This window comes from Anoxybacillus tepidamans PS2 (genome assembly GCF_000620165.1).
In the GTDB taxonomy this organism is placed as follows: Bacteria; Bacillota; Bacilli; order Bacillales; family Anoxybacillaceae; genus Anoxybacteroides; species Anoxybacteroides tepidamans_A.
In genome coordinates, this window is sequence record NZ_JHVN01000001.1 from 71,434 (window position 1) to 95,651 (window position 24,218).

Annotated in this window: 25 protein-coding genes; 3 read left to right on the top strand and 22 right to left on the bottom strand. The window is 42.8% G+C overall.

Annotation, left to right across the window (positions count from 1 at the left end; genetic code table 11):
• Positions 1–12: 12 nt before the first annotated feature.
• The 6 genes from N667_RS0100435 to N667_RS0100460 form a co-directional block, all read right to left on the bottom strand.
• Positions 13–1,008 (bottom strand): thiamine pyrophosphate-dependent dehydrogenase E1 component subunit alpha, encoded by a 996-nt coding sequence (locus N667_RS0100435; protein ID WP_027407720.1) that lies wholly within the window; start codon positions 1,006–1,008, stop codon positions 13–15.
• Between the two features lie 22 nt (positions 1,009–1,030).
• The gene (gene lpdA, locus N667_RS0100440; RefSeq protein WP_027407721.1) at positions 1,031–2,452 is read right to left on the bottom strand and encodes a dihydrolipoyl dehydrogenase; all 1,422 of its coding nucleotides are present in this window, start codon (positions 2,450–2,452) and stop codon (positions 1,031–1,033) included.
• Between the two features lie 15 nt (positions 2,453–2,467).
• Positions 2,468–3,577: a butyrate kinase gene (gene buk, locus N667_RS0100445; protein WP_027407722.1), complete on the bottom strand. Its 1,110-nt coding sequence runs from the start codon at positions 3,575–3,577 to the stop codon at positions 2,468–2,470.
• Positions 3,578–3,643: 66 nt separating this feature from the next.
• A complete protein-coding gene (bcd, locus tag N667_RS0100450; RefSeq protein ID WP_027407723.1) occupies positions 3,644–4,747 on the bottom strand; it encodes a branched-chain amino acid dehydrogenase in 1,104 nt (367 codons plus the stop codon).
• 28 nt (positions 4,748–4,775) lie between these two features.
• Positions 4,776–5,681 carry a phosphate butyryltransferase gene (gene yqiS, locus N667_RS0100455; protein ID WP_027407724.1) on the bottom strand — a complete coding sequence of 302 codons (906 nt, stop codon included), beginning with the start codon at positions 5,679–5,681 and terminating at the stop codon, positions 4,776–4,778.
• A 169-nt stretch (positions 5,682–5,850) separates the two neighbouring features.
• A complete protein-coding gene (locus N667_RS0100460) occupies positions 5,851–7,917 on the bottom strand; it encodes a sigma-54 interaction domain-containing protein (RefSeq protein ID WP_027407725.1) in 2,067 nt (688 codons plus the stop codon).
• Between the two features lie 124 nt (positions 7,918–8,041).
• Between N667_RS0100460 and N667_RS0100465 the strand changes: the two genes are divergently transcribed.
• Positions 8,042–8,278, top strand: coding sequence for a DUF2627 domain-containing protein (locus tag N667_RS0100465; RefSeq protein WP_027407726.1), 237 nt, complete (start codon positions 8,042–8,044; stop codon positions 8,276–8,278).
• A gap of 8 nt (positions 8,279–8,286) precedes the next feature.
• Here the strand turns inward: N667_RS0100465 and N667_RS0100470 are convergent, their stop codons facing one another.
• On the bottom strand, positions 8,287–9,018 hold the full coding sequence (locus tag N667_RS0100470; RefSeq protein ID WP_027407727.1) for a glycerophosphodiester phosphodiesterase: 732 nt from the start codon (positions 9,016–9,018) through the stop codon (positions 8,287–8,289).
• 97 nt (positions 9,019–9,115) lie between these two features.
• Here N667_RS0100470 and N667_RS19225 point away from each other — a divergent pair, with 97 nt between their 5' ends.
• Positions 9,116–9,265, top strand: a complete 150-nt coding sequence (locus N667_RS19225; RefSeq protein WP_084278792.1) for a YycC family protein — start codon at positions 9,116–9,118, stop codon at positions 9,263–9,265.
• Between the two features lie 206 nt (positions 9,266–9,471).
• Here the strand turns inward: N667_RS19225 and N667_RS0100480 are convergent, their stop codons facing one another.
• The 4 genes from N667_RS0100480 to N667_RS0100495 form a co-directional block, all read right to left on the bottom strand.
• Entirely contained in the window at positions 9,472–9,654 is a 183-nt protein-coding gene (locus N667_RS0100480; protein ID WP_027407728.1) for a hypothetical protein, read from the bottom strand.
• Positions 9,655–9,686: 32 nt separating this feature from the next.
• Positions 9,687–10,124 carry a spore coat protein gene (locus N667_RS0100485; protein ID WP_232223868.1) on the bottom strand — a complete coding sequence of 146 codons (438 nt, stop codon included), beginning with the start codon at positions 10,122–10,124 and terminating at the stop codon, positions 9,687–9,689.
• Positions 10,125–10,166: 42 nt separating this feature from the next.
• The gene (locus N667_RS0100490) at positions 10,167–10,598 is read right to left on the bottom strand and encodes a spore coat protein (RefSeq protein WP_027407730.1); all 432 of its coding nucleotides are present in this window, start codon (positions 10,596–10,598) and stop codon (positions 10,167–10,169) included.
• 146 nt (positions 10,599–10,744) lie between these two features.
• On the bottom strand, positions 10,745–10,963 hold the full coding sequence (locus tag N667_RS0100495; protein ID WP_027407731.1) for a spore coat protein: 219 nt from the start codon (positions 10,961–10,963) through the stop codon (positions 10,745–10,747).
• Between the two features lie 291 nt (positions 10,964–11,254).
• Here N667_RS0100495 and N667_RS0100500 point away from each other — a divergent pair, with 291 nt between their 5' ends.
• Entirely contained in the window at positions 11,255–11,452 is a 198-nt protein-coding gene (locus N667_RS0100500) for a hypothetical protein (protein WP_027407732.1), read from the top strand.
• A gap of 838 nt (positions 11,453–12,290) precedes the next feature.
• Here N667_RS0100500 and N667_RS0100510 read toward each other — a convergent pair.
• From N667_RS0100510 to xseA, 11 genes are all read right to left on the bottom strand, one after another.
• Positions 12,291–13,196, bottom strand: a complete 906-nt coding sequence (locus N667_RS0100510; RefSeq protein ID WP_027407734.1) for an NAD(P)/FAD-dependent oxidoreductase — start codon at positions 13,194–13,196, stop codon at positions 12,291–12,293.
• Positions 13,197–13,270: 74 nt separating this feature from the next.
• Positions 13,271–13,711: an Rrf2 family transcriptional regulator gene (locus tag N667_RS0100515; protein ID WP_027407735.1), complete on the bottom strand. Its 441-nt coding sequence runs from the start codon at positions 13,709–13,711 to the stop codon at positions 13,271–13,273.
• A gap of 375 nt (positions 13,712–14,086) precedes the next feature.
• Entirely contained in the window at positions 14,087–14,866 is a 780-nt protein-coding gene (gene spo0A / locus N667_RS0100525) for a sporulation transcription factor Spo0A (RefSeq protein WP_035097694.1), read from the bottom strand.
• A gap of 266 nt (positions 14,867–15,132) precedes the next feature.
• Complete coding sequence (gene spoIVB, locus N667_RS0100530) at positions 15,133–16,422, bottom strand: SpoIVB peptidase (RefSeq protein WP_027407737.1); 1,290 nt, start codon at positions 16,420–16,422, stop codon at positions 15,133–15,135.
• Between the two features lie 125 nt (positions 16,423–16,547).
• The gene (gene recN / locus N667_RS0100535) at positions 16,548–18,269 is read right to left on the bottom strand and encodes a DNA repair protein RecN (RefSeq protein ID WP_027407738.1); all 1,722 of its coding nucleotides are present in this window, start codon (positions 18,267–18,269) and stop codon (positions 16,548–16,550) included.
• Positions 18,270–18,287: 18 nt separating this feature from the next.
• Positions 18,288–18,737, bottom strand: coding sequence for a transcriptional regulator AhrC/ArgR (gene ahrC, locus N667_RS0100540; protein WP_027407739.1), 450 nt, complete (start codon positions 18,735–18,737; stop codon positions 18,288–18,290).
• Between the two features lie 47 nt (positions 18,738–18,784).
• Complete coding sequence (locus N667_RS0100545; protein ID WP_027407740.1) at positions 18,785–19,627, bottom strand: TlyA family RNA methyltransferase; 843 nt, start codon at positions 19,625–19,627, stop codon at positions 18,785–18,787.
• A gap of 3 nt (positions 19,628–19,630) precedes the next feature.
• Entirely contained in the window at positions 19,631–21,523 is a 1,893-nt protein-coding gene (dxs, locus tag N667_RS0100550) for a 1-deoxy-D-xylulose-5-phosphate synthase (protein WP_027407741.1), read from the bottom strand.
• A gap of 224 nt (positions 21,524–21,747) precedes the next feature.
• Entirely contained in the window at positions 21,748–22,626 is an 879-nt protein-coding gene (locus N667_RS0100555) for a polyprenyl synthetase family protein (RefSeq protein WP_027407742.1), read from the bottom strand.
• 6 nt (positions 22,627–22,632) lie between these two features.
• On the bottom strand, positions 22,633–22,863 hold the full coding sequence (locus N667_RS0100560; RefSeq protein WP_027407743.1) for an exodeoxyribonuclease VII small subunit: 231 nt from the start codon (positions 22,861–22,863) through the stop codon (positions 22,633–22,635).
• Positions 22,856–24,208 carry an exodeoxyribonuclease VII large subunit gene (xseA, locus tag N667_RS0100565; protein ID WP_027407744.1) on the bottom strand — a complete coding sequence of 451 codons (1,353 nt, stop codon included), beginning with the start codon at positions 24,206–24,208 and terminating at the stop codon, positions 22,856–22,858. The genes N667_RS0100560 and xseA overlap by 8 nt, the downstream gene beginning before the upstream one ends.
• Between the last annotated feature and the right edge of the window lie 10 nt (positions 24,209–24,218).

Below are 24,218 nucleotides of genomic sequence, written 5' to 3' on the forward strand. Positions count from 1 at the left end.
CTTCATTCCCCCTTACTTCTCAGCATATACGTACTTTAATGCATGTTCTGGCTCAGCGTATGGCGCTTTTTCTGCATAATCTGTTGCTTCATTTACTTGCTTCATCACACGATCTAAAATTTCTTTTTCTAATTCATCAGTTAACACGCCAACTTCTTTTAGGTAGTTTGCAAACGAAATAATAGGGTCTTTCGCTTTTGCTTCTGCCAACTCTTCTTGAGTACGGTATGCACGGTCATCGTCGTCAGAAGAGTGAGCTGTTAAACGGTAAGAAACCGTTTCGATTAATGTTGGGCCTTCGCCGCGGCGCGCACGGTCCGCTGCTTCTTTTACGACTTTATACACTTCAAGCGGATCGTTTCCGTCTACAGTGTACCCAGGCATGCCGTAACCGATCGCACGATCAGACACTTTTTCACACGCTAATTGTTTTTCTACTGGAACAGAGATTGCATATTTGTTGTTTTCGCACATGAAGATGACCGGTAATTTATGAACGCCCGCAAAGTTCGCCCCTTCGTGGAAATCCCCTTGGTTAGAAGAACCTTCACCGAACGTAACAAACGTAAGGAAGTCTTTCTTTTCCATTTTTCCTGCCAAGGCGATACCAACCGCATGCGGAACTTGTGTTGTAACCGGTGATGAACCTGTTACAATGCGGTTTTTCTTTTGACCGAAGTGACCTGGCATTTGGCGTCCGCCAGAGTTTGGATCTTCCGCTTTTGCAAACGCAGAAAGCATTAAATCTCTTGGTGTCATACCGAATGTTAATACAACACCCATGTCGCGGTAGTATGGCAACACATAGTCTTTTGTGCGGTCTAATGCGAATGCCGCACCAACTTGAGCCGCTTCTTGACCTTGACAAGAAATAACAAATGGAATTTTACCAGCGCGGTTCAAAAGCCACATACGCTCGTCAATTTTTCGAGCTAATAGCATCGTTTCATACATTTCTAGTACCGTTTCATCGCTTAAGCCTAACGCTTTATGACGATTTTTAGCCATCAAAAAAACCTCCTTTATTGACTTAGAAATGGATCGCTTTACCGTCAACAGCTAACGCTGCTTCCATCATCGCTTCTGATAATGTTGGGTGCGGATGAATTGTATGTGCCACTTCCCATGGAGTCGCATCAAGCACGCGAGCAAGACCCGCTTCTGAAATCATATCAGTCACGTGAGGACCTACCATATGAACACCAAGCAAGTCGTTTGTATCTTTATCAGCGACAATTTTCACAAAACCTTCCGCTTCGCCAAATACAAGTGCCTTACCGATCGCTTTGAATGGGAATTTGCCAACTTTTACATTGAATCCTTTTTCTTTTGCTTCCTCTTCTGTTAAACCGACGCTTGCCACTTCTGGACGGCTGTATACACACTTCGAAATCATTGTGTAATCGATTGGAGATGGTGCTTGTCCAGCAATATGCTCAACAGCGACAATCCCTTCGTGGGAAGCTACGTGAGCAAGCTGTAAGCCGCCGATGACGTCGCCAATCGCATAAATATGGGATTCTTTTGTTTGATAAAATTCATTCGTTTTAATGAATCCTTTTTCCACAATGATATCTGTATTTTCTAAGCCGATTCCTTCAATGTTTGCTTGACGGCCGACGGAAACAAGCATTTTCTCGGCAGTGAACGCCTTTTGCTCTCCTTTATGCTCAGCCTTAATAGTTACACCGCCAGCTTTTTCAAGCGTTTCCGGCAATACTTTCGCGCTTGTAACAATATTAATACCGCGTTGCTTTAATACTTTTTCCACTTCTTTTGATACATCACGGTCTTCTGTCGGCAAAATGCGGTCCGCATATTCAATTACTGTTACTTCTACGCCGAAGTCGTTGAGCATGGAAGCCCACTCGATACCAATGACGCCGCCGCCGACAATGATAATCGATTTTGGAAGCGTTTCTAGCTGCAATGCTTCATCCGATGTAATAACGAGATCACCGTCAATATCAAGACCAGGCAATGTACGAGGACGTGAGCCTGTAGCGATAATGACGTTTTTCGGAACAAGCATCTCGTTTTCCTCACCGTTGTTCATTTCAACGGAGATCGTACCCGGCATCGGCGAGAAGATCGATGGACCTAAAATGCGGCCTGTTCCTTCGTAAACGTCGATTTTACCTTTTTTCATCAATCCTTGAACGCCTTTATGCAATTGTTCCACGATTTTGCGCTTGCGCTCTTGCACTTTCACAAAATCTAATTTTACATCGCTAGCAAGGACGCCAAATTTTTCGCTTTCTTTTGTTTGCGCATATACTTCCGCGCTGCGAAGCAACGCTTTGCTTGGGATACATCCTGCGTGCAAGCAAGTGCCGCCAAGCTTTCCTTTTTCGACGACAGCTGTTTTTAAACCTAATTGTGCTGCGCGAATCGCTGCCACGTATCCGCCAGTGCCGCCGCCCAATATGACGAGATCGTACTCTTTTGCCATTTTTTGTTCTCCTTTCTACTGCATGATTGTCTCTCTAACTAAGTTGCCTGGATACTCTTTGGCTTGTTCTTCGCCATGTAAAACGCGCAGCGCTCCTTCAGCGAGAGCTTGCAATTCGTTTTCTCCCGGATGAACAATGACATCCGCAATCCATTTTACACGGTCAGCGATTTCCTGTACAAAGCCTTTTCCGTAGGCAAGTCCGCCTGTCAAAATAATCGCGTCAACCTTTCCAGCTAAAACAGCGCTTGCTGCCCCAATTTCCTTCGCCACTTGATAAGCCATGGCGCTATAAACAAGTTTTGCCTTTTCATCGCCGGCTTCAATCATTTTCTCTACTTTTACTGCATCGTTTGTATCAAGATAACCGACTAAGCCGCCTTGACCAACGAGCATTTTCATGATTTCTTCGCGATAATATTCGCCCGAAAAACATAACGAAACAAGGTCTCCTGCCGGCACTGTCCCTGCACGCTCCGGACTGAATGGACCTTCCCCGTCTAAACCATTATTGACGTCAACAACACGGCCTTGCTTATGGGCACCAACTGTAATTCCGCCGCCCATATGCGCGACAATGAAGTTCACTTCCTCATATTTCTTGCCAAGCTGTTTTGCCACACGACGCGCGACTGCTTTTTGGTTTAACGCATGGAAAATACTTTTCCGTTCAATAAGCGCAAAACCAGAAATGCGGGCAATCGGCTCAAGTTCGTCTACAACAACCGGGTCAACGATAAATGCAGGAATATTTAATGCAGAGGCGATTTCGTGAGCTAAAATACCTCCAAGGTTGGAAGCGTGCTGCCCTGCATAACCTTTGCGCAAATCTGCTAGCATTTGCTCGTTTACGCGGTATGTGCCTCCCTCAATCGGGCGCAACAAACCTCCCCGGCCACAAACAGCGCTTAGTTTTGAAATGTTGATTCCCTCTTGATCGAGAGTTTCTAAAATCGTTTGTTTACGGAACTCATATTGGTCAATGATCGATTTATATGATTGAATCACATCCGTGTCGTGACGAATCGTTTTTTCTAAAATAGATCTTTCATTATCAAACACACCGATTTTTGTCGAAGTCGATCCCGGGTTAATGACTAAGATGCGAAATTCTTTTTCCTGCAAGGTTCCAACCTCCAATTATTTATAGCGAGAGCGAGAATGTCCATTCCCGCTCTCACTTCTCAATTTTTAACGACCGCGACGGCGGCTTAAAATATGATGTCCGTTTTGCAAGAATTGACTGCGTGATTTGCGCATTGTCTCAATACGCTCTTCTGCTAAGCGATCTGCCGCTTTATATGTTGGAATGCTGTCGCGTTTCGCGATTTCAAATACTTTTGCAACGTTGTTGTAAATTTGTTCTACTTTCTTCATTGCGCGTTCACGGTTGTAGCCGTACAACTCGTCCGCAACGTTGATGACGCCACCTGCGTTAATCACGTAGTCAGGTGCGTATACGATGCCCATTTCATGAATGATGTCTCCATGTTTTGCTTCACGCAACTGGTTGTTCGCTGCACCAGCGATGACTTTTGCTTTTAATTGTGGAATTGTTTGATCATTAATGATGCCACCAAGCGCGCATGGTGCAAAAATATCGCAATCGACGCCGTAAATATCGTTAGGATCTACCGCTTTTGCACCGAACTCTTCAACAACGCGTTGCACTGCTTCTTTGTTAATGTCTGTCACGATCAATTTCGCGCCTTCTTCATGAAGATGGCGGCACAAGTTATAAGCAACGTTACCTAAACCTTGAACAGCAATTGTTTTTCCTTCTAATGAATCGTCGCCAAACGCTTCTTTTGCCGCCGCTTTCATACCGCGATATACGCCGTACGCTGTAACAGGAGACGGATTCCCTGAAGAACCAAATGCAGGAGAAATACCTGTTACGTAGTCTGTTTCTTCGTAAATGATATCCATGTCTGCTACTGTTGTACCAACGTCTTCAGCTGTAATATAGCGGCCGTTTAAGCCTTGGATAAAGCGGCCAAATGCGCGGAACATCGCTTCGTTTTTATCTTTGCGCGGATCGCCGATGATGACAGTTTTTCCGCCGCCAAGGTTAAGACCTGCTGCCGCATTTTTGTATGTCATACCGCGCGCAAGACGAAGCGCGTCCTCGATCGCTGCTTCTTCAGATTCATACATCCACATGCGCGTTCCGCCTAACGCTGGTCCAAGTGTTGTATCATGAATCGCGATAATCGCTTTTAATCCTGATTCTTTGTCTTGGCAAAATAGCAATTGCTCGTAATCATATTGTTCCATATATTTGAAGATTTCCATATTTATTTCCTCCCCTAGTTCATTTCATTTATTTAGATGCGGAGCAAACCGCAAGTGCTAACGAATAAAGTTTGCTTTCAGCTGAATCGGCGCGCGATGTAAGCACGATTGGCGCTTTCGCCCCTGCAATTACCGCACCTACTTTCGCATTAGCAAAATACACAAGCGACTTATACAAGATGTTTCCTGCCTCAATATCAGGAACAAGCAAAATATCCGCTTTTCCTGCCACTCTGCCGCTGATTCCTTTATGCTCTGCCGCAAGCATCGACACAGCGTTATCGAGCGCAAGCGGCCCATCGACGATACAGCCTTTGATTTGGCCACGCTCGTTCATCATCGTCAGCGCTGCCGCATCGATCGTAGCTGCCATTGCCGGATTGACGACTTCAACAGCGGCAAGCGGAGCCACTTTCGGTGTTTCGATGCCAATGGCTTTGGCGACAGATACAGCATTTGCAATAATTTGTCTTTTTTGTTCTAAATCCGGCGCGATATTCATCGCTGCATCGGTGACAAGAATATATCTGTCATAATTCGGCACTTCAAACACCGCTACGTGCGACAATACATTTCCTGTTCGCAAGCCAAACTCTTTATTAAGAACAGCTTTTAAAATTGTCGCTGTTGGAATGTTTCCTTTCATGAGTACGTTCGCTTCATTTAAATGAACGGCTTTTACTGCCAGTTCCGCTGCTTGAACGACTGAATCCGCATGAACAACTTGGACTTTGCCACTTTTTGCATACTCTTCATTTTTTTGCTTCAGCAATTGTAAAATACGTTCGCGGTCTCCGTATAAAATAAACTTTCCGAATTGGTGATCTAAAGCCATCGTAACGGCTTCAATAACCTCTTCGTCTTCCGCTGCGGCAACCGCAACAGTCATATCAGAATATTGGGTTGCTTTGTCAATTAGTGATTGTAGCTTCATCTCATGCATCCAACCCCTTTTTCTTTTCATTTTTCGCGCGCTCTTATTATATGCAAAAAGCGTGCCAAATAAGAAATTTGTAATACCGTTAAATAAAAATAAGAAAAGGCCCATCATTTCGTTGAAAACGCTTTATTGTTATTTTGCATTTTTTTGCACACAACGCAAATTATTGCATGTATTTTTTTGCAAGATCATATTTCTCCAATTTGTAGTATAAGTTCCGAATCGAAATGCCTAACGCTTTTGCAGTTTTCGTTTTATTGCCTTGATGCTGGATCAATGCCGCCTCAATTAACTGTGCCTCGTATCTCTCTAGCATTTCATCGAGCGGACGTATGCCGCCATCTATCGCTGTTTCTTGCACAATTTGTTTGTCCTGAGGCAATTGCAACGGAGGGATGTGATCGACATCAATTAACACTTCGTTGAATTTCATAAAGATCATGGCACGGCCGAGCACGTTCTCTAATTCGCGCACATTGCCTGGCCAATCGTAAGATAAAAGATAGCGGATCGCCTCGTCCGTTAATCCTTCGACATTGCGTCCATAATCTTGATTTAACTTGGCAATTAGATGCCTGCATAACGCCGGAATATCTTGCTTTCGCGCTCGAAGCGGCGGGATATGGATCGGCATTCGATTCAGGCGGTAATATAAATCTTCGCGGAACGTTCCTTCAGCAATGGCTTTTTCTAAATTCACATTCGTAGCCGCGATGACACGAACGTTAATCGGGATCGGCTTCGTACCGCCAACCCGGACGATTTCCCGCTCCTGGAGGACGCGCAGCAATTTCGCCTGCGTATTTGCGGAAAGTTCGCCGATTTCATCAAGAAAAATACTTCCGTTATTCGCTTCTTCAAACAATCCGCGTTTCCCGCCCCGCTTTGCCCCGGAAAATGCTCCTTCCTCATAGCCAAACAATTCGCTTTCTAAAAGCGACTCTGAAATCGCTGCACAGTTCACGCGAATAAATTTGTTGTATTTGCGATCGCTTGCATTATGAATCGCATGGGCAAACAACTCTTTGCCAGTCCCTGATTCGCCGCGCAATAAAATCGTCACCGGTGTTTTTGCAGCCAATTTCGCCTGTTCGATCGCCACCATCATTTCCTCAGACGTGCCGATAATATCAGCAAACGAATATTTCGCTTCAAGCGTGCGGATAATTTGCCGCGCGCGGTTTAACTCATTGGTTAGCCTTTGAATCTCGGATACATCGTGAATGATGCCGACACTTCCTTTTAACATGCCATCTACGATAATTGGGGCAACGTTAACGATCACATCGCGATTTTTCGGCCCTACTTTCATTCGTACACCGCGGACAGGTCTGCGTGTTTTCAACACTTGCATATGCATACTTTCCCCTTCGGAAATATCAGCCGTCGCCGGTTTACCGATGACCTGTTCCTCCGATAAGCCAGTAATGCGCGTGTACGCCGGGTTAATTAAAATTCCATTGCCTTGCTCGTCCACCACTGAAATCGCTTCTTCTGAAGAGTGAATAATGGCTTCAAGCATCATGCGAATTTCTTTTAAATTGGTGATTTCCTCAGCAAGGCGCATGACTTCGGTGACATCTTTAAACACGGCTAATGCTCCAAACAATCTGCCCGATTCATCAATCATTGGAATGCGTGTCGTAATGATTTTCCGACCGTTTTCTAACTCTTGTTCTTGATGAAATTCTGTTTGTCGCGTTTTTAACACTCGAGGAAGCCTGCTCGTTGGTATGACTTCTAAAATATGTTTCCCGATCGCCTGATGTTTATCAATTTCAATCATCGAAACAGCGTTGTCATTCATATGAGTAATATACGCATACTCATCGACTACAATCATGCCGTCATGTGTTGAGTTAAAAATTAAGTCATGCCGCGCTGTTTCATTTTTTAATGTCGCAATGAGCGCCTCCTTTTCTTCAACGAGCTCGGCGATGATATAGGCTACTTCCCCCGGGATGACAACGGTATGCTTTTGTCGCTTTTGACGTATTTCCTCGAAAACACCTTTTTCTCCCGTTGCCTCAATAACAATATCAATATCATTTGTCAAAAATGGACGCCAATCGCTGCCTGTAGAAATGTTCATTGACCTAGCTAAAGATAACCCTGGCGCATGTTCATCGCGGTCAACAACCGCCACAACCTCCATAATGGTTGTTTGCTGGAACATTTTCAGTAATGCCGTGCCACCTTTTCCAGCTCCAACAATAAGCACTTTTTTCATTTCCTTCACCTTTACAAAATGCAATTTTTTGCACACATCTTTATCATAGCGATCTTTCTTGACAAATACAATCAAACGTTTAACAATTTTGATGAAGTAATTTTTTTGAAAGGACTATATTATTATGCAACGAATGATCGCGCTTATCATTTTGCTCATTCCTGGTTTTGTTGCAGCTTTAGGAATTAAATGGATGCGTGATACGCTATTTGGCATTTTGCATCCTCCTATTCCATCTCTTTGGTTACAGTTTTTGTGCGGCTTTATCTTCTTTGCGCTCGGTCTAGGATTTGTCGGCGGATTTATTTTCCATCGTGATCGAAAACGGAATAAAGTGCAGCCGCGGTTTCAAAAAAAATGACCTGAACATTATCGTTCAGGCCGTTTTTTTATTTTTTTCGCTTTTAATGGATAGTCGGTAAAAATAGCGTCAACTTGATATTGAAACATTTGTTTCATTACTTCTTCTTTATTGATAGTAAACGGGCGTACCGCCACACGATGCATATGCGCTTCTCGGACAAATGATTCTGATACGGTACGATGGTACGGATGCAATCCGCTTGCTCCTAGGAGACGCACGTACTGCCAAGGTTGATAAAGCGGCTCCATGTACAGGAGTGCTGTTTCAATATCCGGTGCAATCTGGTGGCAGCGAGCCATGCTGTTATGGTTGAACGACGAAAGAACAACGCGTGAGCCTAAGCGATAATGCTTTATCATCCCAATCACTTTTTCTTCTAACTTTTCATAAGCGATTAATCCATTTTTTAATTCAATATTCAAAAGCAGTGAAGTTGACGAAACCCACGCAAGCACTTCTTCTAATAAAGGAATGCGGCATACTCGGTATTTTTCCGCAAATTTATAAACAGCGTTAAACCTTTGCAATTCACGATACGTAAAATCTTTTACCCAACCCGTTCCGTCGGTCGTTCGATCGATCGTTTCGTCATGAATAACAACAAGCGCTCCATCTTTCGTCATTTGCACGTCTAATTCAATGCCGTCCGCTCCCACGCGCTCCGCTTCATAGAAAGCAATCATCGTATTTTCAGGGTGCGTGCCAGCTGAGCCGCGATGAGCAAAAATTTTTGTCATGCTTCTGCCCCTTTCCCAAGCAATCGAAAACATAGTAAAATTATATGCATTAAACTGAAAAAATTTCTATGTCGGATGGGCAAAAGAGGTGAGAAAGATGCGTCCACATCAAATTTCTTTGGAAACGGCGCAAAAATTAGCAAAAGCGCTCGGCATTCCTCTCGAACAAGTGATGCACATGCCGCAACACATTTTAATTCAAAAGCTAATGGAAGTTGAAAAAGCGAATAAAAAAGAAGAAAGGTAGTCTAATTCTAGGACTACCTTTTTCGACCGCTCTGACTAAATATGATTGTACGCCGCTACAATAAGCGTTTAGTGGCGGCATCGTCTGAATCGTTTAAACTAGGTCCATAGCAAGCGATATTAGATGATACAAAGGAGAAAGCCGATAATAGTGTTCGAGTTACGTAACGATTCATTGAACATTTCATAAATATACATTGTGTTTGTTCAATCCGTTTCATCTGCCTCTACTTCGTTTGATACTTCTTCTAATATTTCGGAACTTTCTTCCATGACGTTCTGAACATTTTTATTCATTTGTCTTTGTAGATTTTTTCTAATTAAATCTTCCATGAGCATTTCATTTAATTGCTGCAATTGCCGTATCATCTCTTCCATTTTATTCTCCATATCACTCTCCCCCTCTCTAATCTTTTGGCTTGTTAAAGAATCTCTAGCCTTAAGACAACAGCGATGAGTATTTGAAGAAGGGCCTGGATATTAATTGCAACATCCGTATCAGTTGTAACAACTTGCACATTTCTTGAGCCTTCAATGATCGTTTTTTGCGTATTCTTTTGTCTAGTTCTAATAAGTTGACTCAATTGTTGAGCGACAGCATTTCCTTGTTCTGTATCCCCGATTACAACACTAATAACAGCAGCAATGGCTGCTTGAATACCTACCTGCAAAGAAACAGCTGCCTGTGTATCCGTTGTTTGCACATCAACACCTTCAGAGTCTTTAATAATAATCCATTCAAATGATTGTTGCTCTGTTGAAGATTTTTGTTCAGCCTCTTGAGCAACCGTATTAGCTTCATTATTGCATCCCGGCGCTGTACAATGATCGAGCGCTCTCCATTTTTTAGATCGATTCACCTTTTTCACCTCTTTTTTCATTTTTTAATTAACAGACTTTCGTTATAGTACTTCTAGCTTAAGCACAATTGCGACAAGAACTTGAAGCAATGCCTGGACGTTCACTGCCAAATCAGTATCTGTTGTTGTTACGTTGACGTCCTTGGAATTGTCAATAATAATTTTTTGTCTATTGCTTTGTTCCGTATCAATACTCTGCAACATTTCTTGCGCGATCGACTGTCCGCGATCTGTATCACCAACAATAATGCTTAATACTAACGCGATCGCTAGTTGCAATCCCGCTTGGAGCGAAACCGCAGCTTGTGTATCAGTTGTTTGTACGGCAATATTACACGATTCTTTCACCCAAATTAGTTCATCAGATTCCTGATCGGTCGACAACAGCTGTGTGCCTCTTTGCCGTACAACAGCGTTCCTGTTATTATTGCGATTTTGAAAATAGATCCCTCCATAATGGTATCCATGCGCCATCTTCTATCACTTCCTTTCAATATGATGGTTTATTATATTGATGAATTTAAAGGATAGCTTGTGCCAACTACCTGCAATATTTGTCCATTTTTCATTTAAAATAAAAAAACGCCGTTGTCCGGCGTTTGGCCATAAAGCAAAAGGGGTTATTGTTTTGGTTTTTTTGTTTTTTGAGTATTCGACACAAATGCTTCCACTTGTTTACTTAAATCGTCAACTAATGCTTTTATCGCGTTTTTTTCTTCTTTCGACAAATTCTTCTTGATCTGTTTTGGATTAATCCCATTTTTTTTGAACACATCGCTAACAAGTAAATCAATCACTTTGTTAGGAATGCCGTTTGGTTGATTTGCTGAGCCGTTCACGTGCACCTCTCCTTTGAGTTTCATTTTTGTCACAATAGAATATGTACAAAGATGTTATGAGGACACGACTGTTTGCCTAACGCGAAAAACTAAAAACTGCTCAGTATAACTTTTGCCCCATTTTCTGTCTAAAAAATAAATAACGGAATCGTTTCATTCAAACCGATTCCATAGCAAATGTTAATTTTATTCATCGGTTAATATCAAAATAAACCGTCTGTGACTTGCAGACGGTTCAATTTTTAGTTATAATACGAACATATATTCGTGTTGTTAACGGAGGGGATTCGGATGATCATCGAAACGACTCGCATGTGTGATTATTGCTGCAACTTATTCGAAAAATCGGAGCTGATCGACATTTGCATCGACGGGCACAACATTCATACATATTGCCGTGAATGTTGGGATTCGCGTATTCGAGATGTGATTATCAAATTAACTAACCGATATGAAGAAGCGCGTAAAAAATACGCCTGCCCACGCTAGGCAGGCGTATTTAATGTTGCTTTTTATTCAATAGAATCATATGCAAATCCTGCACTTCATGAATCTCTCCCACCTGCACTCTGTTTAGAGGTGGGAGATTTCTCGGTGGATATGGTAAAAATATTTCTTATGCTTCACCGATTCCCATTGCTAATAGTAAAAGAAAAGCAGCGGCCAAAACCATTCCATTTCCTATGAATATAAGCAGCCTATTCAACAAAATTGCCCCATTTGTTTATTTTAAAAACACTCCATAAATTACAAATAATAACATCAGTATGTTTAAAAAACAGGGGCTTATTCTCCCCTGTCTACCATTTTCTCAGTATTTTTATCTATTCTCCATATTAGGTATTCCGTTTGTATTTGTGATATTACTGTACCCAATAGTACTGAATATAAAATAGTTCCCCAATTCGTTCTCGTCGTATGTTTTAGATAATTTTTGAATGCAAAACCTAAAAAGACAAACGATAATACCGCCACTAAATTTTTGAACAAAGTGAACGCACCTCCTTGTACAAATTAGAGTGCGTTTTCTTTGCTAAAGTTATGACACCATCGACAAAAAAACGCCAATCGATTGTGTCGCAGCCCCTTTACGTTATGGCACCATTCATTATAAAAAGCCAGCTTTTCTGTTTTGAGAATGAACTTCGCCCCCCTATTTCAGCCAACATCTTGTTAGTTGAGGTACCGCTTTTCACAAATAGCTAACCTGGCCCGTTAGCATTATAAAGATTTTCACTAACAGAGACGTTAATCCCCTTGGATCAATGCCCCTGCTGCCATTTCGTCAAACACAAAATCGTTGTTTCATCATTGAACTAGCCATTTTTCATTTAAATTCTTCCATTGTTAAATCGCTATTTACCCCCATGGCAGCGCAAGTTCCTTGAGCAGCAGAGATTATCAACTGTGAAGGCCCGACTACAGATACATCTCCTGCCGCATAAACCCCCTCTACACTACTCCTGCCTAAAGCGTCAACAATAATTCGGCCATTTTTATTCACTTCACACCCTAGTGAATTAGCAAGATCGTTAGGTTGTTCGAGTTCCGTTGTAATAAAACCGCCTGACCGGTTCATTTCTGTACCGTCTTCAAAAACCACCTTTTCTAATTTTCCGTCTGAACCACTTAATTTTAATATTCGTTCCTCCTTAATGGAAATACCCTTTCTTTTAAGTAACTGCGCTTCTGCTTCCGAAATTATTTTATTGCCATTCGTACACACAACTAAGTCTTTGCTCCATTGATAAATCAGCTTTGCCATATGGAAAGCATTTTTGTTTTCAGAGATTAGCACTAAAGGTTGTTCTCTTAATTCCCAACCATCGCAATAGGGACAACTGAATATGCTCTTTCCATAATAATCTTTAATCCCATCCACATTGGGTAAGCTTTCTTTAAGACCAGTTGCAATAATAATTTTTTTACTTAAATATGACTTACCTTCATGAGTTATTAGTTTGAACACAGAACTATTTTCCCTTTTCACTTCTACAATTTTAAATTTTTTTATTTGGACAGATGGATATTTACTAATATCTTGATGAGCCAAATCTCTGAACTCCCTTGGAGTAACACCATCTCTAGTAATAAATCCGTGTGATTTATGAGTAACGGCATTTCTCGGCTGCTCATTGTCAAAAAGGATCACTTTTCTTCTAGCTCTGCCCAACACAAGAGCAGCGCTCAATCCTGCAGGGCCGCCACCTATTATTGCGCAATCTAAAATCATTTTCCCACCCCATTTAGTTTTGAGTTTATTGTAGATATTAAAGATATTTAAAGTCCATAATAAATCAAAAAAAATTAATTTGCTACAGCATGGATACGATTTACAATGTTTTTGTCAATCTTTTGTAATATATGCTCAATCGTTTGAGATCTTAAATAATCTTCCATTTTTTGTTCGGCTTCATTCATTACTTTTTCAATGAGACAATTTTGTCTATCATGTATGGTATTGTCTAAACTACAATTAAACAATGAGGTTGTTCCCTCAATTGCATGGATTACATCTAAAAACGTTATATCTTTAGCATCTTTAATTAATTTATATCCACCGTTAACTCCCGTACCTGACTCGATAAAACCAGATTTAACTAATTTAGTTAGGACTTTAGAAAGGTACGTAGGCGACACTTTTTGCACTTCAGCTAAAGACTTTACACCTATTGTTTTTCCAGGTGGTAAAAGAGCTAAATAAACAATGGTATGGAGAGCATAATTAGTTGCCTTCGAATACTTCACTTTCTTCCCTCCTTAATTAGAGATTTCATGAATCTATAATATCTTTAATAATATAGATAAGTCAACTCATTTGTTTATTATAACCCTCATAAGCAAATTTATATCTTTGCGGTGACTGTCCTCCCTCTTTTTCACAGGTTTCCTCCAACATTTGTTCAAAGGTTTTGCGCGATAAATTTTTAGCGTCACAATATAACAGGAAATCGTCTAACTGAACGCCAAAATCGGACAAAATAAAAACACCTCTTACTTACCGTTCTTTTTCCGGTAAATAAGAGGCGTTTATTGTTCGCATACATACGCACAAATATTGATTGGCTTCGTTGCGATATTGATCGGTAACTAGCATTCCTTCAAACGTTGATATGATCGCCTTTAACTCGCTTTATGCTCAAGTCTCAGCTTATCCGCCACCATCGCAATAAATTCGGAGTTCGTTGGTTTCGCTTTCGACATGCTGACGGTGTAGCCGAACAGCGATGAAATCGATTCGATGTTGCCGCGGCTCCACGCTACTTCGATGGCATGACGAATCGCCCGCTCGACGCGACTAGCGGTCGTGTTATATTTCTTCGCAATGTCTGGATAAAGTACCTTCGTAATCGATCCTAGCAGTTCAATGTCGTTATACACCATGGAAATCGCTTCGCGCAAATATAAATATCCTTTGATGTGAGCCGGTACGCCGATTTCATGGATAATGCTCGTGATCGATGCATCCAAGTTTTTCGGCTTGCTTTCTCGAACTTGATAGGAGACCGACGCTTTTTTCACGAGCGGTGCCGTTTTTCCGTATACTTGGCGAATATGGTGAACTAAATTTTCCATATCGAATGGCTTTAAAATAAAATAAGAAGCACCTAAATCGACAGCTTTTTTAGTAACGTCTTCTTGACCAAATGCGGTAAGCATAATAACGTTCGGCTGCTTTTCCCGTTTCATGCGCATTTTCTCAAGCACCGCTAATCCATCTAAATGAGGCATAATGATATCTAAAAGTAATATATCTGGTTGCTTTTCCTCGAGCATATGTAAGCAATCTTGGCCGTTATAGGCCGCACCGATCACTTCCATATCATCTTGATTAGAGATATATTCCTCTAATAAACTTACTAATTCGCGATTATCATCCGCAATGCACACTTTAATCTTCAAGCAAATCTTCCTCCCCGCTTCCAATTCATCATCTTTTTACCTAGATAATGCATTCGACATAACCGCTGAAAATCCTTTATTTTTTCAAAAATAAGTATGTTTTTAAAATTCATCAATAACCGTTTTAATTCGACGAACTTTACTGTCGGGCTTGTCGAAAAATCTTTACATTTCTATTTTAACGAATTGTTCAACAAATATCTATGCACAAAACGGAAAAATATTGACTTTTTTTGCTTTTTTTCACATAAAAAAGCGAGCCATTGCTAGCTCGCCTTTTGTTTTTGCTTTCCATATATATCGATTCCTGCTTCATTCAACATCCACTCAATATGCACCCCGTATCCGGATGTCGGGTCATTAACGAATACGTGGGTTACTGCTCCAATTAACTTCCCGTTTTGAATAATAGGGCTGCCGCTCATTCCTTGGACGATCCCACCTGTTTTTTTCAACAATCGAGGATCGGTCACGCGTATAACAAGCCCTTTTGTCGCTGGGAACTTTTGTGGAACAGAACTTACGATCTCAATATCGAACGCTTCCACTTTGTCATTTTCAATGACTGTCAACATCTTCGCAGGACCTTCTTTTACCTGATTTGATAAAGCAATTGGCATCGGCTTGTCGTACAGTCCGTTCTGCACTGGCTTTGACAATTTCCCAAAAATCCCGAATGGGCTATTGTTTGTAATATTTCCGATTACTTCTTTATCCGTAGAAAATCTCGCTAATTTCTCCCCTGGATTGCCGCTGCTTCCTTTTTCAATAGAAGTAACCGTGGACTTCATAATTTGTCCATCTTGGACAACAATCGGTTTTCGTGTATCCATATCGGAAATAACATGTCCAAGTGCTCCATATTTTTTCGAAGCGGGATCAAAAAATGTCATCGTACCGATACCAGCAGCTGAATCGCGGATGTATAGGCCTATGCGATAGGCATGATCGTGTTTATCCTTTAAAGGGGTCAGCTTAGCGGCGATATGACGCTGGTCACGAAGAAGTTGCAAATTGAGCGGTTTTCCAGTTTTTCCTGCTTCCTCGATAAACGGAGAGAGATCACTCATATTTTCAATTTTTTTCCCATTCACGTTTGTAATCATATCTCCCACTTGTATACCAGCTAATTCCCCTGGCGATTTTTTTCCGTTTTCAGTTTCGACAAGGTGATAGCCAACGACAAGAACGCCTAATGTATTTAATTTTACCCCAATCGACTGCCCGCCAGGAATCACTTTTAGACTTGGGAGCGCTTTGACGTCGACTTGTTTAATCGGTACTCCTCCCATGTTTAGAATCACTTGTCCCGCATCGGGCTGCTTCGCTCCTACAGAAAGCGAATTCCCTGCTTTTTCGATTTGAATCGAGTGGGACGCATCTTTGATCTCCGCATGAACGGGAAGGGCAGAAGCGAAGTTCACTTTTTCTCCTTCAAACATAACAATTTGTTTTGGAATACGTAAATACTCTCTTACTGGCTTTGACATACTAATGACGATAAATGAAACAAGGAGAAAAATCCCCATCATTTTTCTGATCGTTTCTGCGTTCAAACCTTTTCACTCTCCTCGCTCCCACCTACACCTTCAAAATGTGGCTACAGTTTTAATTTTGCCTTAATCTCCGTAAATATAATCGTTTTACTTAATAAAAAAAGCTACCCGTAATGGATAGCCTTTCATGCTTTGATTTTTGCTGCTAATTCAAGCAATTCTTTTGCATGTTCTTTTGTTAATTCAGTGATTTCGACGCCGGAAATCATCCGCCCGATTTCTTTTACCTTTTCCTCCTCTGAAAGCGCTTTGACCGACGTCTTCGTACGGCTTCCGTCCGTTTCTTTAGAAATGAGCAGGTGCGTATCTGCCATTGCTGCTACTTGCGGCAAGTGGGAAATGCAAAGAACTTGAGAACCGACAGACACCTTGTAAATTTTTTCTGCGATGGCCTGCGCTACCCGACCGCTTACCCCGGTGTCGACTTCATCAAAGATGATCGATGTTACTCCTTGATGTTTCGAGAAAATGCTTTTTAGCGCCAGCATAATGCGGGACAATTCACCGCCGGAAGCAATTTTCGCAAGCGGCTTCAGCGGCTCGCCGACGTTCGTTGAAATATAAAACTCGATTTCATCAACGCCGTCTTCTTGAAATTTTACTGGCACTCCATCAATAAGAGGAGCGTCAAGCGATCCTTCCCTCTTGGCAAAAACAATATCAAATTGTGTTTTTTCCATGTATAAATCCTTCAGTTCTTGGTGAATATGCTCAATGAGCGTTTTCGCATGCTTCATTCGGACGTTTGTGACATTTTTCGCTTTAACCAGCAATCCTTCTGTCACCGATTGCAGTTTTTGTTGCAGCTGATGGATATGGGTATCGCGGTTTTGCAGCGTATCAAGCTCTTCAGCAATTTTTTCAGCATAATGCAAAATGTCAGCTACTGTCTGTCCATATTTTCGCTTTAGATGGTTAATTTCATTTAAACGTCCCTCGATAAAATCGAGGCGGTTCGGGTCATATTCTAATTGCTCTAACTCATTGCGCAATTTATAAGCGATTTCCTCAAGCAAATAATAACTGTTCGCAATCGTTTCATGCGCTTCTTTTAAATTCGAGTCAATATGAGTTACATCCTCTAAATGACCCATTGCTGCCCCTACCCAATCGAGGCCGCGCTGTTCGCCGTATAACGCCTCGTAACTATGCTTTAGTGCCTCATATATTTTTTGGAAGTTCATAATTTTTAATTTCTCTTCCATCAGCTGTTCATCTTCGTTCGGTTGCAAATTCGCTTTTTGAATTTCATCAAGCTGGAATGTTAATAAATCGAGACGATGCGCCATCTGCTGTTCATTTTCATTCAATTTTTGCAGCTGCTTTCTCAATTGCTCGTATTGTTCATATACAGCACGGTACTCCTTAAGCGCCGTTTCGATTTCTTTTCCGCCGTACTCATCAAGCAAAGGAAGGTGCCTGCTTGGATCCATCAATTCTTGATGTTCATGCTGTCCGTGGATATCGACAAGAGTTGCGCCAATTTCACGCAAAACCCCCATCGTGACTAATTTTCCATTGACGCGGCAAATGCTTTTTCCGCTTACGGAAATTTCCCGGCGCAAAATGACCATCCCTTCGCTCACGTCAATGCCGACTTCAGCGCATTTTTGATAGCAAGGGTGCATTTCCCCATCTAATAAAAATAGCCCTTCAATTTCTGCTTTCTCTTCGCCGTAGCGAACGAATTCAGCAGATCCTCGTCCGCCAATCAGCAAATGGATCGCGTCGATAATAATTGATTTTCCTGCTCCTGTCTCTCCTGTCAGCACTGTTAAGCCTTTGTCGAAGGAAACAGATAACGATTCAATAATCGCAAAATTTTTAATAGATAATTCCGCCAGCACTTTTGAACCACCCCATGGCTACAGCATTTCTAACAAGCGTTGTGAAATTGTTTCGGTGTCTTCCGGCGTGCGGCAAATAATTAAGCATGTATCATCTCCACAAATCGTCCCAACGATTTCATTCCAATCTAAATTATCAAGCAAGGCCCCGATCGCATGGGCGTTACCTGGCAATGTTTTCATGACAAGCATATGTCCGGCTCCGTCAATTTTGACGAATGCATCCATCAAAGCGCGCTTTAATTTTTGCAGCGGGTTGAATCGCTGGTCCGCAGGAAGGCTGTATTTGTAACGTCCGTTCATCATCGGTACCTTAACTAGCTGTAATTCCTTAATGTCCCGTGAAACGGTCGCCTGCGTCACATTAAATCCCGCCTGCTTAAGCATATCCACTAATTCGTCCTGCGTTTCAATCTCGTAATTCGTAATAATTTCACGAATTTTAATATGCCTTTGTCCTTTATTCAAAATGAACACCTCGCATGTTTATCATAAAAAGGGGAATAACGCTTTTGTTATTCCCTTTGTTCAGCGCCGCCTGCTTTCAGCTCAGCATGTGCCTCATCGACAACTTGGTTCGGCAGCTTTGTCAGTCGGTTTTCTCCTATCTCTTTTCCTTCCCAGCGAAGGTGGAGTAAAAACTCAATGTTTCCATCGCCGCCGGTAATCGGAGAGTATGACAAATCAAGAACATCATAGCCTTCACCAAGCGCAAATTCAATGATGGAAGCTAAAACGGATACATGAATGTTCGCGTCGCGAATAATTCCTTTTTTGCCAACGTGTTCTCTTCCCGCTTCAAACTGCGGCTTGACAAGAGCGACGACATCACTTCCGCGAACGAGCACCGTTTTTAATACAGGCAAAATAAGCTTGAGTGAAATAAACGATACATCGATCGTCGCAAACTCCGGAAGCCCTTTCGTAAAGTGAGCAGGTGTCACATAACGGAAATTCGTCCGCTCCATGACGACGACCCGCTCATCTTGCCTAAGCTTCCAAGCTAATTGATTGTATCCAACATCGAGCGCATAGGACATTTTTGCCCCATGCTGCAAGGCGCAGTCGGTAAAGCCCCCTGTGGAAGCGCCGATATCTAACATAATTTTATCCTTTACGGTTACGTCGAATATACGCAGCGCCTTTTCAAGCTTCAATCCGCCCCGGCTCACATATGGCAACGCATTTCCTTTGATCGTAAGCGGGATATCGGTCGGCACTTTTTCACCGGGCTTGTCTAAACGTGTTTCATTCGAGTATACGAGACCCGCCATAATGGCGCGTTTTGCTTTTTCGCGTGTTTCAATCAATCCACGTTCAACTAATAATATATCAAGCCGTTCTTTTTTCCCTTTCATCTCTCATGCCCTTTTTTGTTTTCTTGGTACCATCGTTTGAATTCGATCAATAACATGACTCGTTGTTAATCCGATCTCTTCTAATAACTCTTTGACACTGCCATGCTCGATAAAACGATCCGGAATTCCCATGCGCTCAATAACGGTTTGATGGTAACCGTGATCGTGCGCAAACTCAAGCACCGCACTGCCAAAGCCGCCTTGCAATGCTGCTTCTTCAATCGTCAGCATCGGAATGCCGGTTGCAAGCAGTTCATGAAGCATCGCCTCATCCATCGGTTTAATGAATCGGGCGTTAATCACTTTCACCGAAACATTTTCTTTCGCTAATTTTTCCGCCGCCTCAAGCGCCATTGGGATTGTCGTTCCAAACGTTAAAATGGCAATGTCATGGCCCTCGCGCAATACTTCCCACGTCCCGATTGGAATGGAGTGAAGCTCTTCATCCAATTTCACGCCAAGGCCGTTGCCGCGTGGGAAGCGGAGAGCGATCGGCCCATCGTCGTATTGAATCGCCGTATAGACCATATGCTGTCCTTCATTTTCATCTTTCGGCATCATCAGCACAAGGTTAGGAACATGGCGCAAAAAGGCGATGTCGAATACTCCTTGGTGCGTTTCCCCGTCGGCACCGACAAGCCCCGCACGATCAATGGCAAAAAAGACGTTTAGATTTTGGCGGCATACATCATGAACCACTTGGTCGTATGCTCGTTGAAGAAATGTAGAATAAATGGCTAAAAACGGCTTCATTCCTTGGGTTGCCAATCCTGCCGCCAGCGTTGTAGCATGCTGTTCGGCAATGCCGACATCGTACATGCGGTCCGGAAACTCGATCGCAAAACCTTCTAACTTTGAACCGACCGGCATCGCTGGAGTAATGGCAACGATGCGCTCATCGGTGCGAGCCAATTTCCGCACTGTTTCACTGACGAGCGCGCTCCACGATGGCGCTTTATCAACCGATTTCAAAAAGTCACCGGTTTCAATTTTGTAAGGACCTGTGCCATGCCACGTCCCAATTTTGTCGTTTTCCGCCGGCTCATATCCTTTTCCTTTTTTCGTTATGACATGGAGTAACACCGGACCTTTAATTTTTTTCGCATAGTGTAAGTTCTCGAACAAATCGTCAAAATCGTGTCCATTGACCGGACCAAGATACGTAAATCCCAACTCCTCAAAGAAGACACCAGAAACAAGTAAATATTTCAAACTATCTTTGATTCGCTCCGCTGTTGCTGCCAATTTTCCGCCGACCGCTGGAATCTTTTTCAATAAAACTTCCAGCTCGTCTTTGACCCATTGATATTTTCCAGCGGTGCGCAGACGGCCAAGTACGTTATGCAACGCGCCTACGTTCGGAGCAATCGACATTTCATTATCATTGAGGACGACGATAATGTCTTTTTTCTCATGGCCGATATGGTTAAGCGCCTCTAGTGCCATTCCCCCTGTTAACGCCCCGTCCCCAATGATGGGAACTATATACTCCTTCGTTCCTTTTAAATCCCGAGCAATTGCCATTCCCATCGCTGCCGATAGCGAAGTAGAACTATGTCCTGTCTCCCAAACGTCATGCTCGCTTTCACTCCGTTTTGGAAAACCGCAAAGCCCTTTATATTGTCTCAGTGTATCAAATTCACCCGCTCGACCTGTTAAAATTTTATGGACATACGACTGATGACCGACATCCCAAAGCAGCTTATCATTCGGGCTATCAAACACTTTGTGTAGCGCAATCGTTAGTTCAACGACTCCAAGATTTGGTCCGATATGCCCACCTGTTTTCGATAGCTTTTCAATTAGAAATTGTCGAATATCCGCGCTCAACTGGATCAGTTGTTCCTTTGACATCGACTTTAAAAAGCGCGGATTAGTAATTTTCGTTAAATCCAAACGAGACCACTCGCTTTCGTTTTATCACTGATATATTACAGAAGATTAATTATTATTATACATGATAAGTGCATAAAGAAAAATGCTCGGACTCGATTTTGTATACGGGCGAAAAAAGAGCCGCTAACACGGGTGTGATAACGGCATACATTCTCTGTTTTTTCAATATAACATAAGAAAAAGCGGGCGACAATTGCTAACTTACGAAAAACAAAGCCGGACGATCAGTGATCACGCGTAGCGACTAAGTCGCAAATATAGAGCAATGCTTCATCACGAATTTGTGCCGCTTGCAAGCAGCGTTTCGCTTCATCAATATGAAATCGAAGTTTTTCCTTAGCGCCAGTCATTGTTAATAGCGCCGGGTATGTCACTTTTTCGTTTTCGATATCGCTTCCTACTCTCTTTCCAATTTTATCCTCGTTACCCTCAATATCAAGAATATCGTCGCGAATTTGAAAAGCGAGACCTAAATGGGAAGCGAACTCATCAAGATGGACCATCTGCGTGCGGCTTGCTCTTGCAAGCAGCGCTCCAGCAAGCACGCTATATTGAAGCATTTTGCCCGTTTTATGACGGTGAATGTACTCCAATTCATCGAGAGAAAGCGGCTTCCCTTCTCCCTCCATGTCAGCAACCTGCCCGGCTACCATTCCTTCTGGTCCGGCCGCTTTGGCTAATTCGCGAATTAGTTGAAGCTTTGTTTCTGCCGTCACCTCAGCGTCATCCATGTCTGCGATCACTTGAAAGGCATACGTCAACAACCCGTCCCCCGCTAGGATCGCTGCCGCTTCACCGAACACTTTATGGTTCGTCGGCTTTCCGCGCCGCAAATCATCGTCATCCATGCATGGTAAATCATCGTGGATGAGCGAATATGTATGAATCATTTCGATGGCGCATGCAACCGGCAATCCCATTTCCGCTCGCTTATCAAACGCGTCGAGCGTCGCTAACAACAGCAGCGGCCGAATTCGCTTGCCGCCTGCCTCGAGCGAATAGAGCATTGATTGCTTCAAGCGATCCGGCGCTTTTAGCTTCGCAATATAAGCCGGAAGTTCTGCATCGACGCGTTGTTTCAATTGCTTTAAAAATTGCTCGATCAATATTTATTCCTCCTCAATGGAGAAAGGCGCTAGTTGTCCATCTTCGCGCAAAATGTACTCCATTTGTTTTTCCGCATGCTGCAGCTTATCGTGACACCATTTTGAAAGCTTCATTCCTTCTTGAAAAAACGAGATCGCCTGCTCAAGCGGTACGTTTCCTTCTTCTAGTTTCTCTACAATCTCCTCTAGCTGTTTCATCGCTTCTTCAAATGTCAATTCTTTTTCTTCACTCATGCGAAGTTTCCTCCATTCCCCATACATGACAGTCAAGCCGTCCATCTTGCAAACGTACTTGAATGGTATCTCCCGGCTGAACTTGCTGAACGCTTTTCACTAGCTCTTCCTTTTCATTATAGACTAAGCTATAGCCGCGCTCCATAATTTTGAGGGGGCTTAACGCATTCAATTGTGAAAGGAGAGAAGCAAATTGCCATTGCTTTTTATTAAAAAGCGATTGCATTTCTTTTTCAAGCGATTTGGTCAGTGCCTGTTGCTTTTCGACCATTTTGGCCAGCCTCTCCGCTGGATGGTGCGCCTCCAGCTTTAAATGTAGCTGTTGGAAGCTCTCCCGCTTTCGTTCAAAAAGCCGATCCGTTTGCCGCTTTAACCTCTCAAGGAGCGAATCAAGCTGCTGTTCTTTTTGTTCGTACAATTTTTTTGGATAGCGAAACGCATACGATTTTTGCAAACGGTTCAAACGCTCGGATTCCGCTGTCATTTTTTCCTTCATTGCCCGAAGCAGCCTTACTTTGCGCTGCGTCAACCGTTCCATCAGTTCCGCCACATGAGGCACCGCTAGTTCCGCAGCACCTGTTGGCGTTGGTGCGCGCAGATCCGCGACAAAATCGGCAATTGTAAAATCGGTCTCATGTCCGACCGCGGAAATAATGGGGACGCGGGAAGCGAAAATCGCCCGCGCGACCGGCTCTTCGTTAAATGCCCACAATTCCTCAATCGAGCCTCCGCCGCGCCCGACGATTAAGACATCGATATAGCCAAGTTCATTCGCTTTTTCAATCGATCGAACAATCGATTCGGCTGCCTGTTCGCCTTGAACGAGCGAAGGAAATAAAATGAGCGTCCCAAGCGGATAACGGCGCCGAATCGTCGTCACAATATCGCGAATAGCGGCGCCCGTTGGGGATGTAACGACCCCGATGTAACGCGGAAATGACGGAAGCGGCTTTTTATGCTCGGGAGCAAACAATCCTTCCGCTTCTAACCGTTTTTTCAACTGTTCATACGCTAAATATAAATTCCCGATTCCTTCCGGCTGCATTTCTTTTACGTAAATTTGATAGTTGCCGCTCGGTTCGTATACAGAAATTTCCCCGCGAACAAGCACCTTCATTCCGTTTTCAGGTTTAAACGCTAAATAGCGATTGTAACCAGCAAACATGACAGCTTGAATGCGTGCATTTTCGTCTTTTAGTGTAAAATACATGTGTCCCCGCGAATGATACGTAAAATTGGAGATTTCCCCTTTAATCCAGAGATCTTGTAAATGTGGATCTACTTCAAACTTGCGCTTAATGTATTTCGTAAGCGCCGTCACCGTTACATATTTAATGTCTGCCACAAAATCATCC

Coding starts and splice junctions, on each gene's coding strand:
- N667_RS0100435 (WP_027407720.1), bottom strand. CDS start 1,008: ATGGCTAAAAATCGTCATAAAGCGTTAGGCTTAAGCGATGAAACGGTA.
- N667_RS0100560 (WP_027407743.1), bottom strand. CDS start 22,863: ATGAGTGAAGAAAAAGAATTGACATTTGAAGAAGCGATGAAACAGCTA.
- N667_RS0100480 (WP_027407728.1), bottom strand. CDS start 9,654: ATGGAGAATAAAATGGAAGAGATGATACGGCAATTGCAGCAATTAAAT.
- N667_RS0100460 (WP_027407725.1), bottom strand. CDS start 7,917: ATGAAAAAAGTGCTTATTGTTGGAGCTGGAAAAGGTGGCACGGCATTA.
- yqiS (WP_027407724.1), bottom strand. CDS start 5,681: ATGAAGCTACAATCACTAATTGACAAAGCAACCCAATATTCTGATATG.
- lpdA (WP_027407721.1), bottom strand. CDS start 2,452: ATGGCAAAAGAGTACGATCTCGTCATATTGGGCGGCGGCACTGGCGGA.
- N667_RS0100545 (WP_027407740.1), bottom strand. CDS start 19,627: ATGAAAGGGAAAAAAGAACGGCTTGATATATTATTAGTTGAACGTGGA.
- N667_RS0100510 (WP_027407734.1), bottom strand. CDS start 13,196: ATGATTTTAGATTGCGCAATAATAGGTGGCGGCCCTGCAGGATTGAGC.
- N667_RS0100465 (WP_027407726.1), top strand. CDS start 8,042: ATGCAACGAATGATCGCGCTTATCATTTTGCTCATTCCTGGTTTTGTT.
- N667_RS0100500 (WP_027407732.1), top strand. CDS start 11,255: ATGATCATCGAAACGACTCGCATGTGTGATTATTGCTGCAACTTATTC.
- bcd (WP_027407723.1), bottom strand. CDS start 4,747: ATGGAAATCTTCAAATATATGGAACAATATGATTACGAGCAATTGCTA.
- N667_RS19225 (WP_084278792.1), top strand. CDS start 9,116: ATGCGTCCACATCAAATTTCTTTGGAAACGGCGCAAAAATTAGCAAAA.
- N667_RS0100470 (WP_027407727.1), bottom strand. CDS start 9,018: ATGACAAAAATTTTTGCTCATCGCGGCTCAGCTGGCACGCACCCTGAA.
- N667_RS0100490 (WP_027407730.1), bottom strand. CDS start 10,598: ATGGCGCATGGATACCATTATGGAGGGATCTATTTTCAAAATCGCAAT.